The 16,732-nt window shown below is 60.9% G+C and carries 11 protein-coding genes; 6 read left to right on the top strand and 5 right to left on the bottom strand.

Features of this window, described 5'->3' with window-relative positions; all coding sequences use genetic code 11:
• Positions 1–96 precede the first annotated feature (96 nt).
• The 6 genes from FIV46_RS06410 to trxA all read left to right on the top strand — a co-directional run bounded on the left by FIV46_RS06410 (position 97) and on the right by trxA (position 11,762).
• Positions 97–2,595 carry a PAS domain-containing sensor histidine kinase gene (locus tag FIV46_RS06410; RefSeq protein ID WP_139939613.1) on the top strand — a complete coding sequence of 833 codons (2,499 nt, stop codon included), beginning with the start codon at positions 97–99 and terminating at the stop codon, positions 2,593–2,595.
• A gap of 38 nt (positions 2,596–2,633) precedes the next feature.
• The gene (gene tsaE, locus FIV46_RS06415) at positions 2,634–3,125 is read left to right on the top strand and encodes a tRNA (adenosine(37)-N6)-threonylcarbamoyltransferase complex ATPase subunit type 1 TsaE (protein WP_139939615.1); all 492 of its coding nucleotides are present in this window, start codon (positions 2,634–2,636) and stop codon (positions 3,123–3,125) included.
• Positions 3,118–4,893, top strand: coding sequence for a phosphotransferase (locus FIV46_RS06420; protein ID WP_139939617.1), 1,776 nt, complete (start codon positions 3,118–3,120; stop codon positions 4,891–4,893). Before tsaE ends, FIV46_RS06420 begins: the two co-directional genes overlap by 8 nt.
• Entirely contained in the window at positions 4,893–7,928 is a 3,036-nt protein-coding gene (gene addB / locus FIV46_RS06425; RefSeq protein WP_139939620.1) for a double-strand break repair protein AddB, read from the top strand. The genes FIV46_RS06420 and addB overlap by 1 nt, the downstream gene beginning before the upstream one ends.
• Positions 7,925–11,353, top strand: a complete 3,429-nt coding sequence (gene addA, locus FIV46_RS06430; RefSeq protein ID WP_139939622.1) for a double-strand break repair helicase AddA — start codon at positions 7,925–7,927, stop codon at positions 11,351–11,353. Before addB ends, addA begins: the two co-directional genes overlap by 4 nt.
• An 88-nt stretch (positions 11,354–11,441) precedes the next feature.
• The gene (gene trxA / locus FIV46_RS06435; RefSeq protein WP_139939624.1) at positions 11,442–11,762 is read left to right on the top strand and encodes a thioredoxin; all 321 of its coding nucleotides are present in this window, start codon (positions 11,442–11,444) and stop codon (positions 11,760–11,762) included.
• Between the two features lie 71 nt (positions 11,763–11,833).
• Here trxA and FIV46_RS06440 read toward each other — a convergent pair whose 3' ends face one another.
• The 5 genes from FIV46_RS06440 to FIV46_RS06460 are packed head-to-tail and all read right to left on the bottom strand — an operon-like array spanning position 11,834 to position 16,731.
• Positions 11,834–13,135, bottom strand: a complete 1,302-nt coding sequence (locus FIV46_RS06440; protein ID WP_139939626.1) for a bifunctional folylpolyglutamate synthase/dihydrofolate synthase — start codon at positions 13,133–13,135, stop codon at positions 11,834–11,836.
• Entirely contained in the window at positions 13,122–14,006 is an 885-nt protein-coding gene (accD, locus tag FIV46_RS06445; protein ID WP_139939628.1) for an acetyl-CoA carboxylase, carboxyltransferase subunit beta, read from the bottom strand. The genes FIV46_RS06440 and accD overlap by 14 nt, the downstream gene beginning before the upstream one ends.
• 27 nt (positions 14,007–14,033) lie before the next feature.
• Positions 14,034–14,855 carry a tryptophan synthase subunit alpha gene (gene trpA, locus FIV46_RS06450; protein ID WP_139939630.1) on the bottom strand — a complete coding sequence of 274 codons (822 nt, stop codon included), beginning with the start codon at positions 14,853–14,855 and terminating at the stop codon, positions 14,034–14,036.
• Between the two features lies 1 nt (position 14,856).
• On the bottom strand, positions 14,857–16,077 hold the full coding sequence (gene trpB, locus FIV46_RS06455; protein ID WP_139939632.1) for a tryptophan synthase subunit beta: 1,221 nt from the start codon (positions 16,075–16,077) through the stop codon (positions 14,857–14,859).
• A gap of 3 nt (positions 16,078–16,080) precedes the next feature.
• Positions 16,081–16,731 carry a phosphoribosylanthranilate isomerase gene (locus FIV46_RS06460; RefSeq protein ID WP_139939634.1) on the bottom strand — a complete coding sequence of 217 codons (651 nt, stop codon included), beginning with the start codon at positions 16,729–16,731 and terminating at the stop codon, positions 16,081–16,083.
• Position 16,732: the final 1 nt, after the last annotated feature.

Raw genomic sequence — 16,732 nt, forward strand, 5'->3', positions numbered from 1 at the left:
TTTCAAGCCTGTTGGTGGTTGTTAACCATTAACAGGCTTTCTTTTTGGCCGCCGAACCGCTAACGTATCTGCGAAGCTTCGGTTGTGGGTAGAAGAATGAAGAGACAAACAGGGATGAAGATTTTCCGGTCCGCCGGCCTGTTTCTGACAATATTTCTGACAACAAATGAAATGGCCTTTGCGGCTGACGCAGGTGCCTGGCAGGGCAACGGCTATTTTCTTGCGGCCTTCATTCCTTTTTGCCTGCTCGCTTTCGTTATGCTCGGCTGGCTGGTATTTTCCCGCCGCAAACTGGCGAAAAACCTGCGCCAGCGGGAAAAGGACTATGATGATCTGGCCCGGCTTTTGTCGTCCCGCCAGGAAGTTTACATCCGCATTGGCGCTCGCGGGCACCTCAGTACCAGCCCCGGTTTTGCAGAATGGATTGGTCTCAAGGACAATATCCTGTCGCTCGACGGGCTCAAGGAGGCCGTTGCCCGCACTTCCCTGCCGGAATTCATGCGGCTGCGGGAATATGGCGAACAGCTGGTGGAACAGGGCAAATCCTTTTTCCTGATCCTGACCCTGAAAGACGGCGAGCGGCGGATTGTGGTCCATGGTGAACTGCTCGACAAGGCGGCCGGTCCTGACGGCGGCAGCATCCTCTGGTTCCGGGACCTGTCCGAAGAAGAAAATATTATCTTTCACCAGCAGAAGGAATTTACCAGGCTCAATCAGCAGCTGCAATTCTATCAGATTGTTGCCGACCGGGTGACCCTGCCTTTCTGGATCCGCAACGAGGACCTGGACCTGATCTGGGTGAACCAGGCCTATGTGGATGCTGTGGAAGGGGAAAGCCGCGAACAGGTTCTGGAAGACGGCCTGGAACTGGTCACCAGCACCCTGGGGCAAAGCGCCAGGGATATGGCGGTAATGGTGGAAAAGGCCGGTGAGGCCCAGCGCAACAAGCATTTCATTGTCATTCGCGGCGAACGCCGGGCCATGGACATTCACAATATCCCGCTCTATGGCGATGACGGCAGCCGGGCGTTCCTGGGCTATGCCATGGACATCACCGAGCTGGAGGAAGCCCGTGGTGAACTGATCCACCATACCGAATCCCATTCGGAAACCCTGAACAAGCTGTCGACGGCGGTGGCGATCTTCGGTCTCGACAGGCGCCTGGAATATTACAACAGCGCCTTTGTGCGCCTGTGGAAAATCCCCGAGGAGAAACTCTTCACCCATCCTCATCATGCCGAGGTGCTGGAGATCATGCGCGAGGCCCGGCGGCTGCCGGAACAGGCCAACTTCCCGGTCTGGAAACAGAAGCAGCTGTCGACCTATACGGAACTGATGGAGCCGTTGGAAGAAATGTGGCACCTGCCGGATGAAACCACCCTGCGTGTGGTGACCCAGCCGCACCCCCAGGGCGGCCTGTTGATCTTCTATGAGGATGTGACCGATTACCTGGCGCTGGAGCGGTCCTACAACACCCTGTTTGCGGTTCAGCAGGAAACCCTCAACAATCTGCATGAGGCCGTTGCCGTGTTCGGGGTGGACGGCTGCCTGCAGCTCAACAACCCGGGCTTTGCCAAAATGTGGGGCCTGGACGAGGACTATCTCAAGGAGTCCCCGCATATCATTGATGTACTGGAGCAGGGCGCCGGCAACTTTACCAATCTTGAGCAGCTTGAAAGCCTCCGCGATTTGATTGTTGGCGGGGAGGGCAGTCGCGAGAGCGGGGCCGGCAGGATCAATTTCAGCAATGACACGGTTATCGACTATATGACGGTGTCGCTGCCGGACGGCGGGGTGCTGGTGACCTTCCTGGATGTCACCGACAGCTTCCGCATCGAAAACGCCCTGCGCGAACGCAACCTGGCGCTGGAGGCCACCGACAAGGTCAAGACCGAGTTCCTGGCCCACATGTCCTACGAGCTCCGCAACCCGCTCAACAGCATCATCGGCTTTTCCGAACTGCTGGAGAAGGAATATCAGGGGCCGCTCAATGACGACCAGCACCAGTATATGCGCAATATCCTCTCGGCATCGGATCATCTGCTGGGCCTGATCAACGATATCCTGGATCTGGCGGTGATCGAGGCCGGCGGCATGACGCTTGAAGTCTCCTCCTTCAGCCTGCAGGAAATGCTGCGCGAAGTGGTGGACGAAGTGGAGGATACGGTCCGGGCCAAGGGATTGGAAGTGGAGTTCGACTGTCCCGACGATATCGGCATGATCCGCGGGGACGGCAAGCGGCTGCATCACACCATATACAACCTGGTCAGCAATGCGGTGAAATTCACGCCGTCACCGGGCTTTGTCACAGTCGGTGCGCGGGCGGAGGATGGTTCCTATCGCATCTATGTCAAGGACACGGGGGTCGGGATTCCCTATGAGGAAACCGAGAAAATCTTTGAGAAATTCTATACCGGCAGCAATGTCCGCAACACCCAGGGCGCCGGGCTGGGCCTGTCCCTGGCCAAGAGTTTCGTGGAAATGCACGGCGGCACGCTGGATGTGGAAAGCCGCCTGAATATGGGCACGACCGTGACCTGCCTGTTGCCCAAGTCGCTGCCCGACGAAATGAATATTAAAATGGTCGGGGAATGAGGCTTGCCATTCTGCCGCCAAGACGACAATAATCTTTCATGACAAAATCACTTATCTACCAGACCAGGCTCAGGGACCTGGCGGCGACGAAACGGCTGGCGGAAAGCCTTGCCCCCTGCCTGCGGACCGGGGATATCATTGCGTTCGACGGGGACCTCGGCGCCGGCAAGACCGAACTCTGCCGGGCGATCATCCATGCCCTGGGCTATGCCGAGGATGTGCCGAGCCCGACCTTTAATCTGGTCCAGGTCTATGAGCCACCGGTTGACGACCAGGAAACGGTCGCGGTCTGGCATTTCGATTTCTACCGCCTGGAGGAGCCGGCAGAAGCCTTGGAGCTCGGTATTGACGATGCCTTCGACCAGGCGGTCAGCCTGATCGAATGGCCGTCAAGGATCGGCCGCTATCTTCCGGAAGACCATCTTGTGGTCCGGCTGGAAATTGCCGGCGAAGGCGAGGAACGGCTGCTAACGGTTGAGGGCGGGCGAAGCTGGCAGCGCCGTCTTGCGGGAGTATTTGCCGATGACTAACCGTCAGCAGTTGAAAGCGGAATTCATCCGCCAGCAGGGCTGGGACGGTGCAGACATTCGCCAGGTGGCCGGTGATGCCTCCTTCCGCAGCTATGATCGGCTGCAGAAGGGGGCGGCGACCGCTATTCTGATGGACGCGCCGCCCGCGTTCGAGGATGTGCGGCCGTTTGTCGCCATCGACCGTTATCTGTTTGATCTTGGCCTGTCGGCGCCGCAGATCCTGGCGGCTGACCTGGACAATGGGTTCCTGTTGCTGGAAGACCTGGGCGACAATCTTTACGCCCGGGTGATCGAGAAAGATCTGGCCCGGGAAGAAAGCCTCTATGAAAAGGCGGTCTCCCTGCTGGCTTTTCTCCAGGATCGGCCGGTGCCCGATCAATTGATGATCAGCCGGGACGAGCTTTACCGGGTGCCGGCCTATGACATGAAAGTGCTGCTGGACGAAGTGGCGCTGTTTGTCGACTGGTACCTGCCGCTGATCACTGGACGACGGCTGGCGGAGGCGGAGCGCGGGGAATATATCAATCTCTGGCGGTTGGCGCTGGAGGAAATCTCCTCGACCCGGGACTGCATCGTGCTCAGGGATTATCATGCGGAAAACCTGCTGTTCCTGCCGGACAGGGGTGGAGACCGGCAGGTGGGACTGCTGGATTTCCAGGATGCGCTGATGGGACATCGGGCCTATGACCTGGTTTCCCTGCTGCAGGATGCCCGCCGCGATGTGAGCCCGGAACTGGAAGGGAAAATGATCCGTCATTATCTGGAAATGACCGGGCTGGACATGGACAGTTTCCTCAGGGGCTATGCCCTGCTCGGCGCCCAGCGCAATGCCAAGATCATTGGTATTTTCGCCCGCTTGTGTCAGCGGGACGGCAAGGACAAATATCTGTCGCTCATTCCCCGGGTCTGGGACCTGCTGCAGCGGGGTCTTGACCATCCGGCGCTTGACGGTCTTAAGGGCTGGTTTGACAAAATGGTGCCGGGTGAGGCGCGCATGGAGGTGCCGGTTGCCAAGCCGCAGGCGTCGGCACGGGCGATGATCCTGGCGGCGGGACTGGGCACCCGGATGCGGCCGCTGACGGAAAAGACACCAAAGCCGCTGCTGAAAGTGGCGGGCAAAACTATGCTGGACCGGATTCTGGACGGCTTGGCTGCGGCCGGCATCAGGACCGCAGTGGTCAATATGCACCATCTGGCCGACCAGGTTGAAGCTGCCGTCAAGGCGCGCCCCGATCACCGGCCCAAGGTGATCCTGTCCGACGAGCGGGACCGCTTGATGGATAGCGGCGGCGGCGTCATGAAGGCCCTGCCTTACTTCGGCAACCGCAGTTTCTATGTCCTGAACAGCGATCTGGTCTGGCAGGAAAGCGAGGCGCCGGGCCGGGAATCCATGCTGCATCGACTGGCAACGAACTGGCGGCCGGAGGACATGGATATCCTGATGCTGCTGATGCCGACGGACCGGGCACATGGCTATGACGGAGCGGGGGATTATCACCGGGACGGGGAAGGACGGCTGACACCGCGCCGGCTGTCACCGGATCCGGAAGCCCCGGCTGCCTATATGTACGCCGGGGTGCTGACCATGAAGCCGGTCCTGTTTGAGGGTTTGGCGAATGAACCCTTTTCCCTGCGCGAAATATTTGACAAGGCTTCTGAGACCGGGCGGCTGTTCGGCATTATCCATGACGGCGAGTGGTATCATGTGGGTACGCCGGAGGCGCTGGAGGACTGCAACAAGGCGCTCGGCAAGCCGGAGGTAGGCTGATGCCGCGACGGCTGGGGAAAAATCCGGAGCTCTATACAATTCCCGCGCGCCTGTCCTTTGCGGAAACCCTGGCCCGGGGCATCCTTGATCGCTATGGCAGCGATCCCCTGACTCTGAGCGACGTAATGGTGCTGTTGCCCAACCGGCGGGCGGTGCGCTCGCTGCGGGAGGCGTTTTTGCGCCTGACCGGGGACAAGGCGTTGCTGCTGCCCCGGATGCAGCCCATCGGCGATGTGGACGAGGACGAGTTGCTGATGGCGTCCGGGGCCCTGCCCGTGGGGCTGGACGATGTTGACCTGCCGCCGGCCATTTCCGGCTATCAGCGGCAGCTGATCCTGATGAAGATTATCCACAGTTGGTACAAGGAACGAGGGGAAGAAGAGAATGCCCCCGAAGTGGCCCAGTGCGCGATCCTGGCCGGGGCGCTGGGGCAATTCCTCGACCAGGTGCAGACCGAGCGCCTGTCCTTTGATGCGCTGAAGGAACTGGTGCCCGAGGATTATGCGGTGCACTGGCAGAAGACTCTCGATTTTTTGCAGATTCTAACTCCTTTGTGGCCAACGGTGTTGGAGGCGACCGGCTATATGGACGCGGCCGAGCGGCGTAACCGGCTGCTCACGGGACTGCGCGACCAGTGGCTCAACACTCCGCCGAGCTACCCCATCATTGCCGCCGGCTCCACCGGCTCGATCCCGGCGACGGCCGACCTGCTGGAGCTGATTGCCCGGCTGCCACAGGGCTGTGTGGTGCTGCCCGGGGTGCACCTGGACATGGACGGTGACAGCTGGGAGGTGCTCGGTCCCACTCACAGCCAGTACAGCATGAAAATGCTGCTCAACAAGATCGGCGTCGACCGGGCGGAAATCACGCTATGGCGCGGGGCCCCGGCGGCCGACCCCGGCCTGGCACGGGAACGCCTGCTTGGCGAAGTAATGCGCCCGGCGGAAACCACCGACCGCTGGCGGGATCTCGAGATCGATATCGACGAGGCCATGGCCGGCCTGACCCGGCTGGACCTGCCGGGCTCGCGGGAAGAGGCCGGCGTCATTGCTCTGATCCTGCGCGAGGTGCTGGAAACCCCGGAGCGCACCGCGGCGCTGGTGACGCCGGACCGGCAGCTGGCCCGGCGGGTGGCCAATGAAATGCAGCGCTGGGGCATCCTGATTGACGATTCCGCCGGCACGCCTTTGTTCAACACCGCTCCCGGGCTCTATCTCAGGCTGGTGGCCTGGATGGTGGCGGAGGAGTTCGCCCCGGTGCCCCTGCTGGCGGCGCTCAAACATCCGCTGATGTCAGGGGGGATGGACAGGGGACAGTTCCGCAGAATGGTGCGGCGGCTGGAGAAGGAAATTTTCCGCGGTCCGCGTCCGGTCGGTGGTCTGGACGGCATTGACCGGGCCATCGGCCAAAGACTGACCGAAGGGGCTTCTGCGAAGCTGCAGGAACTGCGCGACTGGTGGCGGGGGATGGCGACCCTGATCCAGCCCTTTGCCGACCTGTTTGCGCAGAAATCAGTGACTTTTGACGAAATCCTGGTCGCCCATATTGCCTGCGCCGAACGGCTGGCGGCAGACGAGAGCCGCAGCGGCGCGGAAAATCTGTGGAAGGGGGAGGCGGGGGAAGCCGCCGCCCAATTGATGGAGGACCTGCAGCTGGCGGCACAACAGATGGAAGATTTGTCTCCGGAACAATATCCCGCCCTGTTCGAGGTGTTCCTCGGCGATGTCACCGTGCGGCCCAAATACGGCCAGCACCCGCGCCTCAACATCTGGGGGCCGCTGGAAGCGCGGCTGCAGCATGCGGATGTGATGATCCTCGCCGGCCTCAACGAGGGCAGCTGGCCGCCGGAAGCCGCTGTCGATCCCTGGATGAGCCGCCCCATGCGCAAGGACTTTGGCCTGCCGTCGCTGGAACAGAAAATCGGCCTCAGCGCCCATGATTTCGTTCAGGCCTGTGCCGCGCCGCGGGTGATCCTGACCCGGGCGGAGAAAGTGGACGGCACACCGACGGTAAAATCCCGCTGGCTCGCCCGCCTTGACGCCATCGTGCCCAACGAGGTTTTCAGGAGCGGCGATGCCGACAAATGGCTCAGCTGGTTTTATGAACTGGATCGGCCGGCCGAGACTATCGAGATTGACCCGCCGCGGCCGGTGCCGCCGCTGGAGGTCCGGCCCCGCAAACTGTCGGTCACAGCGATCCAGACCTGGATGCGCGATCCCTACAGCCTCTACGCCCAGCGGATTTTGGGGCTGGAGCCGTTGGACGAGCTCGACGCGGACCCCAACGCCATCGACAAGGGGGTGGTGATCCATCAGGCGCTGGAAGATTTTATGAAGGAATATCCGGGCAGGCTGCCGGCCGATCCGCTGGCGGAACTGGAGGAACTGGGGCGCAGGGCATTCGGCCCGATCCTCGACCGGCCCATTGTCTATGCCTTCTGGTGGCCCCGGTTCCTGCAGGTGGCGCGCTGGTTCGTGGACCAGGAAAGGGAGCGCCGGACCGGGGGCTACCGGACCGTCCTGACGGAGAAAAAGGGCGAGATGACCTTCAGCCTGCCGGGCGGCGACTTTACCCTGCGGGCCAAGGCCGACCGGATTGACGCCCGTCCTGACGGTTCCCTAAGCATCATCGATTATAAAACCGGGCAGGCAGCTTCGGCGCGCCAGCTCCATGCCGGTTATGCGCCGCAGCTACCCTTGGAAGGGCTGATGGTGCAGAACGGGGCCTTCGAGGGGCTCAGCGGTACCGTCACCGACCTCAGCTACTGGCAGCTCAAGGGCGGTGAGGACGAACCGGCCAAGGTCACCTCCTTCAATGAACAGGGCAGCCGGAACAGCAAACAGGATGTCGGCGAGCTGATCGAAAAATCCCGTGACGGCCTGCTGAAGCTGGTCAGTTATTTCGACCTTGAGGACAGCGCCTATCTCAGCAATCCCAATCCGGCCCAGCTGGGCTACGGTGAATATGATCATCTGGCCCGTACCAAAGAGTGGCAGGGCCGGGTCAAGGACGACAACGGAGAGGACGCGCCATGAGCCAGACTCCCGAACAGAGGCGTGCTTCCGATCCCGCCGCCTCGGTCTGGGTCGGCGCTTCGGCCGGCACCGGCAAGACCTTCGTGCTCACCAACCGGGTGCTGCGCCTGCTGCTGGACGGGGAGCAGGCGTCGCCGGAGCGGCTGTTGTGCCTGACCTTCACCAAGGCGGCGGCGGCCGAGATGGCCAACCGCATCAATGACCGGCTCGCGGTCTGGGCGGTGTGCAGCGAAGAGCAACTGGAACGGGAACTGGTTGGCCTGCTGGACCATAACCCGTCCGAAGACATCCGCCAGCGGGCCCGTAAATTGTTTGCCGAGGTGCTGGAAGTGCCGGGCGGGCTCAAGATTCAGACCATCCATAGCTTCTGCCAGTCTCTACTCGGCCGTTTCCCGATCGAGGCCAGCCTCGCCCCGCATTTCCAGGTGATGGACGAGCTGACCGCCGGGGAACATCTGCAGCATGCCCGGGATATCATTTTCAGCGAAGCCCGGTCCGAGGGCAATACTGCCCTGGCCGAGGCCCTGTCGCATATTTCCGCCCGGGTGGCGGAACAGACCTTTGCCGAACTGATTCAGGAACTGATCAGCGAACGGGGGCAGCTGGACCGGCTGATGGACCGGTTCGGGACTGTGGCCGAAGTTGTCTTCAAGCTGCGCAATTTCCTCGGGCTGCGGCCGACGGAAACGGCGGACGACGTGATGCAGGCGGCCTGTGCTGAAGAGAATTTTGACGGCGCGGGGTTGCGTATGGTTCTGCCGCATCTGCTGGCGGGCGGCAAGTCCGACAAGGACAAGGCGGAGGTAATGGCTCCATGGCTGTCTACGCCGGACGCGCGGGGTGCCCTGTTTGCCGACTATAGCGGTGCGTTCCTGACCAAGAAAGGAGAGCCCCTGGCGAGGCCTGCGACCAAAAAGGTGCTGGAGGCCTGTCCTCAGACGCAGGACATCCTGCAGCAGGAAGCCGAACGCCTGATCCGCATCAATGAACGTCTGGCTCTGGTGGCTATGCTGGACAATACCAAAGCCCTGCTGGCCATCGGCGAGGCCTTTGGCAGCGCTTACGGGGAAAGCAAGAAGCGTCATGCCGTGCTCGACTATGACGACCTGATCCTGACCGTGACGACTCTGCTCGGCAAACCGGATGTGGCCGACTGGATCCTGTTCAAACTGGATGGCGGCATCGACCATATCCTGATTGACGAGGCCCAGGATACCAACCCGGAACAATGGCAGGTGATCCGTACCCTGGCTGGTGAGTTTTTTGCCGGGGAAGGCTCGCGCGACGTGACCCGCACCATCTTTGCCGTGGGTGATGTCAAACAATCTATCTACAGCTTCCAGCGCGCCGATCCGCGCCAGTTTGTCGCCACCCGCAAACATTTCGAGACCCGGGCCGGGGCGGTGGAACTGGATTTCCACGATGTGTCGCTCGACCTGTCGTTCCGTTCCACGTCGGCGGTGCTGAATGTGGTGGACCGGGTGTTCGAGGCACCGGAACATCGCCTGGCCCTGTCCTTCAGTCACGAGGAAATCATTCACCAGCCGCATCGCAGCGGCGAGGCGGGACTGGTGGAGCTGTGGCCGGTGGAAAGCATGCCGGAAGAGCCCATTGAAGAGGAATGGTCGCCGCCGAAAATCCAGAAACCGTCCCGCAGTCCGGAAATGCGCCTCGCCCGGCGCATCGCCGACACCATCCACGGCTGGCTCGGGCGGGGGGAGAAACTCCATTCTGCCGACCGGGCCATTACGCCAGGGGATATCCTGATTTTGGTGCGCCGCCGTGGCAAGTTCGACGACTATCTGATCCGGGCCCTGAAAACCCGCGGCATTCCGGTGGCCGGCCAGGACAAGATGGTGCTGACCGACCAGTTGGCGGTGCAGGACCTGATGGCAACCGGCAGGTTCGTGCTGTTGCCTGACGATGACCTGACCCTGGCGGTGGTGCTGAAAAGCCCGCTGGTGGGTTTCTCGGAGCAGGATCTGTTCGATCTGGCCCATGGTCGGAAAAAAGGCGAAAGCCTGTGGGCCAGCCTGCTGAAACGACGCGGTGACAACGAATGCTTTGCCGCGGCGACGGACTATCTGACCAGTCTGACAAATTTTGCCGATTATGCCCCGCCGTTTGAATTTTTCAGTTATCTGCTGGGCCCGCTCGGCGGACGGGAAAAGATTCTCGCCCGGCTTGGCGAAGAAGCCAGTGACCCGATGGATGAATTCCTGTCCCTTGCCATGGCGTACGAGCAGAACAATGTCTCCTCGCTGCAGGGTTTCCTCGGCTGGGTCGGGCGCAGCAAGATGGAAATCAAGCGCGACATGGAGCAGGGCCAGGACCAGGTCAGGATCATGACCGTACATGGCGCCAAGGGCCTGCAGGCGCCGATTGTGTTCCTGCCCGACACCTGCCAGGTGCCGAGCCGGGACAAAAAGATCCTCTGGGCCGAACAGGACGGCGTGCCGCTGATGTTATGGCCCGGTAGCAGTGCCAATGCCCTGGGGCCGGCAAAGGAAGTGCAGGAGGAAAACCGGCGGGTTCGGGACGAGGAATATCTGCGCCTGCTGTATGTCGCCCTGACCCGGGCCGAGGATCGGCTCTATGTGGCAGGCTGGGAAGGCAAACAGGGCCGCAAGGACGGCAGCTGGTACAGCTTGGTCGAGCAGGCGTTGAGGGGCATGGACGGAATCGAGGAACTGCAGGGCTGGAACGACCAGCCGCTGCTCCGCTTCGCCAATCCGCAGGAAAAGGAAATCAAGCGCAGGGAAATTGACGTCACGACATCGATAGTCCTGCCGCCGCTGCCTGCCTGGGCGCGGGCAGTTCCAGAGGCCGAACCGGTGCCGCCGCGCCCGCTGACCCCGTCGCGTCCGGTCGAGGAAGAACCGGCGGTCTTGAGCCCGCTGACCATGCGCGAGCGCCAGGCGCGCGAAGAACAGCGCTTCCATCGCGGCCGCCTGATCCACCGCTTGCTGGAAATCCTGCCCGGGCTGGAGCCCGGAACCCGGGAGAACGCTGCAGGGAAATACCTCAGTCAGCCGGCGCACGGCCTATCCGGGACTGACCAAGCGCAGATTGCCAGGGAAGTGACCACGCTGCTCGAGGATGCGCGTTTCGCCGCCCTGTTCGGGCCCGAGAGCCGGGCTGAAGTGCCTGTTGTCGGACTGGTGGGCACGACGCCGGTGTCCGGCCAGGTCGACCGGCTGGTGAAGACCGACGGCGAAATCCTGATCGTGGATTACAAGACCAATCGTCCGCCGCCATCGTCCGCGGACAAGGTGCCGGCCCTGTATCTGCGGCAGATGGCGGCCTATCGCCATATCCTGCGCGATATCTACCCGGGCTATATGATCCGCACGGCGCTGTTGTGGACCGATGTGGCAAAACTGATGGAATTGCCCGACGACCTGCTGGATCAGGTGAATTTTTGATTAGCTTTTCCTGAATGTCTTGACGTTGTCCCGTCCTGTTCCTACATTTGGGCAAGAGGATAATTTTTCATAAACCAAGGAAAGACAGATGAGTACAATCGCTGTGACCGATGCGGGCTTCGAAAGCGAAGTTCTGCAGTCAGATAAACCCATTCTCGTGGACTTCTGGGCGGAATGGTGCGGCCCCTGTAAACAGATTGGCCCCGTTCTGGAAGATGTTTCCAACGAAATGGCCGACAAGGTGACCATTGCCAAGGTTAACATCGATGAAAACCCCGAGGCACCGACCCGTTACGGTGTCCGCAGTATTCCCACCATGCTTCTGTTCAAGGGCGGTGAAGTGGCAGCCATGAAGATCGGCGCCACCTCCAAAACCGACCTGACGGCATGGCTGAATGAGAATCTTTGAGCATTTTCCCCCCAAGATGCTTGAAGACAGAGGGGCGCCGACCACCCGGTCGGCGCTCTTCTATTTAGGGGTCAGTTTTCGGTGAGCGCCAGCACCTTGCCGGCCAGATAAAGGGAGCCACAGATCAGCACCCGCACCGGCACCGTCTGTTCCCGGCCGATTAAGTCCAGACTTTCTTCAAATCCCGGCATCGCCACAGCCTCAATGCCCGCATCCCGGGCCATCTCGGCAATGGCCTCGGCGCTGTGACTTTCTTCTCCCGGCACATGGATGCCATAGAGCGTCGTCGTGAGTGGCGCCAGGGGCGCGAGGAACCCGCCCGTGTCCTTGTTGGCCATCATGCCGCAGACCAGAAACAGCGGCAGGTCCTTCCGGTCCCGGAGCAGGTCGGCGATAATTTCACCGGCCGCCGGGTTATGCCCGCCGTCAAGCCACAACTCACTGCCGGCCGGCAGGGTTTTGGCCAGGGTGCTTTTTGAAAGGTCCTGCATCCGGGCCGGCCATTCCGCCGTTTGCAGTCCGGTGCGGATATGTTGTTCAGTGATCTCGAAGGTCCGCTGGTGACGCAGGCAGGCAATGGCCAGGGCCGCATTTTCCCGCTGGTGCAGGCCGGGCAGGACCGGTTGCGGCAGAATCATCTCGCCGTAAAAATCCTCATACAGGAAACAGTCCTCGGTCGGGGTGCATTTCCAGGTATATCCGGCTGCCACCGGGATGGCCTGGCGTTCCTTGGCGACCTCCAGAATGGCGTCCAGGATAACCGGCGGCTGCGGCGCCACGATCAGCGGCACGCCCTTTTTGGCGATGCCGGCCTTCTCCCGGCCGATCCCGGCCAGGTCCGACCCCAGGAACTGTTCATGGTCCAGCGACACCGGGGTGATGACGGTGCTCAGCGGCTGATCAATCACATTGGTGGCGTCAAAACGGCCGCCCAGTCCCACCTCCAGCAGCACTACATCGGCGGGCACATCGGCAAAGGCCTTGAACGCCAGCGCTGTGGTCATTTCGAAATAGGTGATGGGTTGTTCGCCGTTGGCCTGTTCACAAATGTCGAGCAGTTCCAGCAGGTAGTCCTCGGAGATCAGTTTTCCGGCAAGGCGGATCCGTTCGGCAAATTTTACCAGATGGGGCGAGGTATAGACATGGACCCGAAGCCCTGCCGCCTCCAGGATGGCGCGCAGGAAGGCGGTGGTTGATCCCTTGCCGTTGGTGCCGGCCACATGGATGACCGGCGGCAGTTTCTGCTCGGGATGGTCCAGGGCGGCCAGAAGCCGTTCGACCCGGTCCAGGGACAGGTCAATCTTTTTGGGATGCAGCCGGTAAAGGCGGTCCAGAACCTGATCGCTGAGGCGACTGTCGTCAGGCTGATTCATGGGTGAGTGCCAGGGTTCCCGGTTGTTTCATCAGCAGGCTGAGGAGCTGGACCAGCTTGAGGCGCATTTCCTTGCGGTGGACGATCATGTCCAGCATGCCGTGCTCGAGCAGATATTCGGAGCGCTGGAACCCTTCGGGCAGCTCTTCGCGGATGGTGTCCTTGATCACCCGGGGACCGGCAAAACAGATCAGCGCGTTGGGTTCGGCAATGTGCACATCGCCCAGCATGGCATAGGAGGCGGTTACCCCGCCGGTGGTCGGATCGGTCAGCACCACGATATAGGGCAGGCCCGCATCCTTGACCATTTCCACGGCCACGGTGGTGCGCGGCATCTGCATCAGCGACAGGATGCCTTCCTGCATGCGCGCCCCGCCGGCGGCGGTGAACAGGACCAGCGGCGCCTTTTTGTCAACGGCGGTCTGGGCTGCCTTGATGATGCCTTCGCCCACGGCCATGCCCATGGAGCCGCCCATGAACAGGAAGTTCTGCACAGCGACGACCGCACTGACATTGCCCATCTTGCCGAAAGCGACGGCAATGGCGTCCTTGAATTCGGACGCTGAGCGGGCCGCCTTGATGCGGTCGGTGTATTTTTTCTGGTCCCTGAACTTGAGGGGGTCTTCCTTGGGGGTGGGCAGGTCAATCAGAACATAATCGCCCTCGTCAAACAGGCTTTTGAAGCGTTCGGTGGGGCCGATCCGGTCATGATGGTCGCAATGAGGGCAAACACAGAGATTGGCCTCGAAATCTTTCATATAAAGAAGCTGTCCGCAGTTTTTACATTTGTGCCAAAGATTGTCAGGCGTTTCCTTTTTCTGTTGAAGGACCGCCCGGATCTTGGGACGTACATAATTGGTCAGCCAGTTCATATATTCACCTATTCCAACTGTTGTGCGTTACCGGCGGGCTTTTTCTATGCCCGTAGCCAATTCCTGCACGAAAGTGAGGACTTTAGCTTTTGTGTCAGAATTTGCAACATTTTCGTCATTTTCTATGATCGAAACAATGGCCGAACCGACGACCACGGCATCGGCAAATTCCGCAAAAGCGGCCACATTTTCCGCCGTCTTGATGCCGAAACCAACCGCCAGCGGCAGGTCCGTCTGGGTGCGGAAATTTTCAATCGCCGCCCTGACCGGCACCAGGTCCGGCTCACGGGTGCCGGTAATCCCGGCAATGGAGACATAATAGAGGAAGCCCGAGGCGTTGGCGGTAATTTTCGCCAGCCGCGCGTCATTGGTGGTCGGCGTGGCCAGGTGGATCATGCCCATGCCCGCGTCCAGGGACGGGATCGCCAGTTCACGGTCTTCTTCCGGTGGCAGGTCGACCACAATCAGGCCGTCCACCCCGGCCTCCAGCGCGTCCTTCAGGAACCGGTCGACGCCATAGATATAGATCGGATTATAGTAACCCATCAGGATCAGCGGCGTGTCGCTATTGTCCTTGCGGAATTCGCGCACCATTTTGAGGCATTTCTTCAGGGTCATGCCGCCGTTCAACGCCCTGAGGCTCGCCGCCTGGATCGCCGGACCGTCGGCCATGGGGTCGGAAAAGGGCATGCCCAGTTCGATGATGTCGGCGCCGGCGTCCGGCAATCCCTTGAGGATTGAGAGCGACGTGCCATAGTCGGGATCGCCGCCGGTGATGAAAGTGACCAGGGCGGCCCGTCCTTCCGCCTTGAGGGCGGTAAATTTCTGTTCGATACGCTCTACACCCATCTCAGATCTCCGCTCCCAGGGCCTCGGCCACAGTAAAGATGTCCTTGTCGCCGCGCCCGGACAGGTTCATGACCATGATATGGTCCTTCGGCAGTTCCGGGGCTTTCTTGAGAACGAAGGCAATGGCATGGGCGCTTTCCAGCGCCGGGATGATGCCTTCATATTCGGTGCAGACCTGGAAGGCCTCCAGCGCCTCCTTGTCCGTCACCGGCACATAGGTAACCCGGCCGACGTCATGCAGGAAACTATGTTCCGGGCCGATGCCGGGATAGTCGAGGCCGGCGGAGATGGAATGGGCTTCGGTAATCTGGCCGTCGTCGTCCATCAGCAGGTAGGTGCGGTTGCCGTGCAGCACGCCGGGCCTGCCGCCGGTCAGTGAGGCGGCATGCTTGTCTGTATTGACGCCGAGGCCGGCTGCTTCTACACCGTACATTTCGCATTCGTCATCCAGGAACGGATGGAACAGGCCGATGGCGTTGGAGCCGCCGCCGACACAGGCCACCAGGCTGTCCGGCAGCCGGCCTTCCTTGGCCATGATCTGTTCGCGGGTTTCATTGCCGATCACAGACTGGAAGTCACGCACCAGTTCCGGATAGGGGTGCGGCCCGGCCGCGGTGCCGATAATATAGAAAGTATCTTCCACATTGGCGACCCAGTCACGCATGGCGTCATTCATGGCGTCCTTGAGGCTGGCGGAGCCTGAGGTGCAGGGCACCACTTCCGCGCCCAGCAGCTTCATGCGGAATACATTGGGTTTCTGCCGCTCGATGTCCTTGGAGCCCATGTAGACCACACATTTCATACCAAAGCGGGCGCAAACGGTGGCGGTGGCGACCCCATGCTGGCCGGCGCCGGTTTCGGCGATGATGCGGGTTTTACCCATGCGTTTGGCGAGCAGGATCTGGCCGATGCAGTTGTTGATCTTGTGGGCGCCGGTATGATTGAGCTCTTCCCGCTTGAAATAGATCTTGGCGCCGCCCAGATGTTCGGTCAGGCGTTCGGCATAATAAAGCGGGCTCGGGCGGCCGACGAATTCGGTCAGCAGTTCGTGAAATTCCTTCTGGAATTCCGGGTCGTCCTTGGCCTCGTTATAGGCCTTTTCCAGGTCCAGGATCAGCGGCATCAGGGTTTCGGCGACAAAGCGGCCGCCGTAGATGCCGAAGTGGCCTTCGCTGTCCGGTCCCGCCCGGTAGGTATTTGGCTTTTGGGTCTCGCTGCCCATGATTCAGTCCTTATTCTCTGTGGCTTTGATAAAGGCCTTGATCTTCTCTATATCTTTTTCGCCGGGCCGGATTTCAACCCCGCTGGAGACATCAACCATTTCCGCGCCGCTGGTGGCGATGGCGTCGGTAACATTGTCGGCCTCCAGCCCGCCGGACAACATCCATGGTACGGACCAGTCCGCCTTCCGGATCAGTTCCCAGTCAAAGATCAGGCCATTGCCGCCCGGCAGAGCATTTTCAAGGTTTTTAGGCGCTTTTGCGTCAAACAGCAACATGTCCGTGACGCTTTCATAGGATTTTGCCCGCTCGATATCCTCTGTACCAGCCACGGCGATCGCTTTCATCACCGGCCGCCCGAATTTTTGTTTGATGTCCTGTACCCGCGCGGGGCTTTCCGAACCATGCAGCTGCAGGATATCCAGGTCGGCCTCGCGCAAGACGTCTTCCAACAGGCTGTCCTCGGGATCGACAAAAACCCCGACCTTTTTCACTCCTGCCGGGACCAGCTGGGCCAGCTCCCCGGCTTGTACCGCACTGATATTGCGGGGCGAGGGTGGAAAAAATACAAAGCCCACATAGGCGGCGCCATGATCGATGGCGGCCTTGACGCTTTCGGGCGTGCTCAGCCCGCATATTTTAACCGCGACTGCCAAG

The organism is Emcibacter nanhaiensis, from assembly GCF_006385175.1.
GTDB classification, from domain to species: Bacteria; Pseudomonadota; Alphaproteobacteria; order Sphingomonadales; family Emcibacteraceae; genus Emcibacter; species Emcibacter nanhaiensis.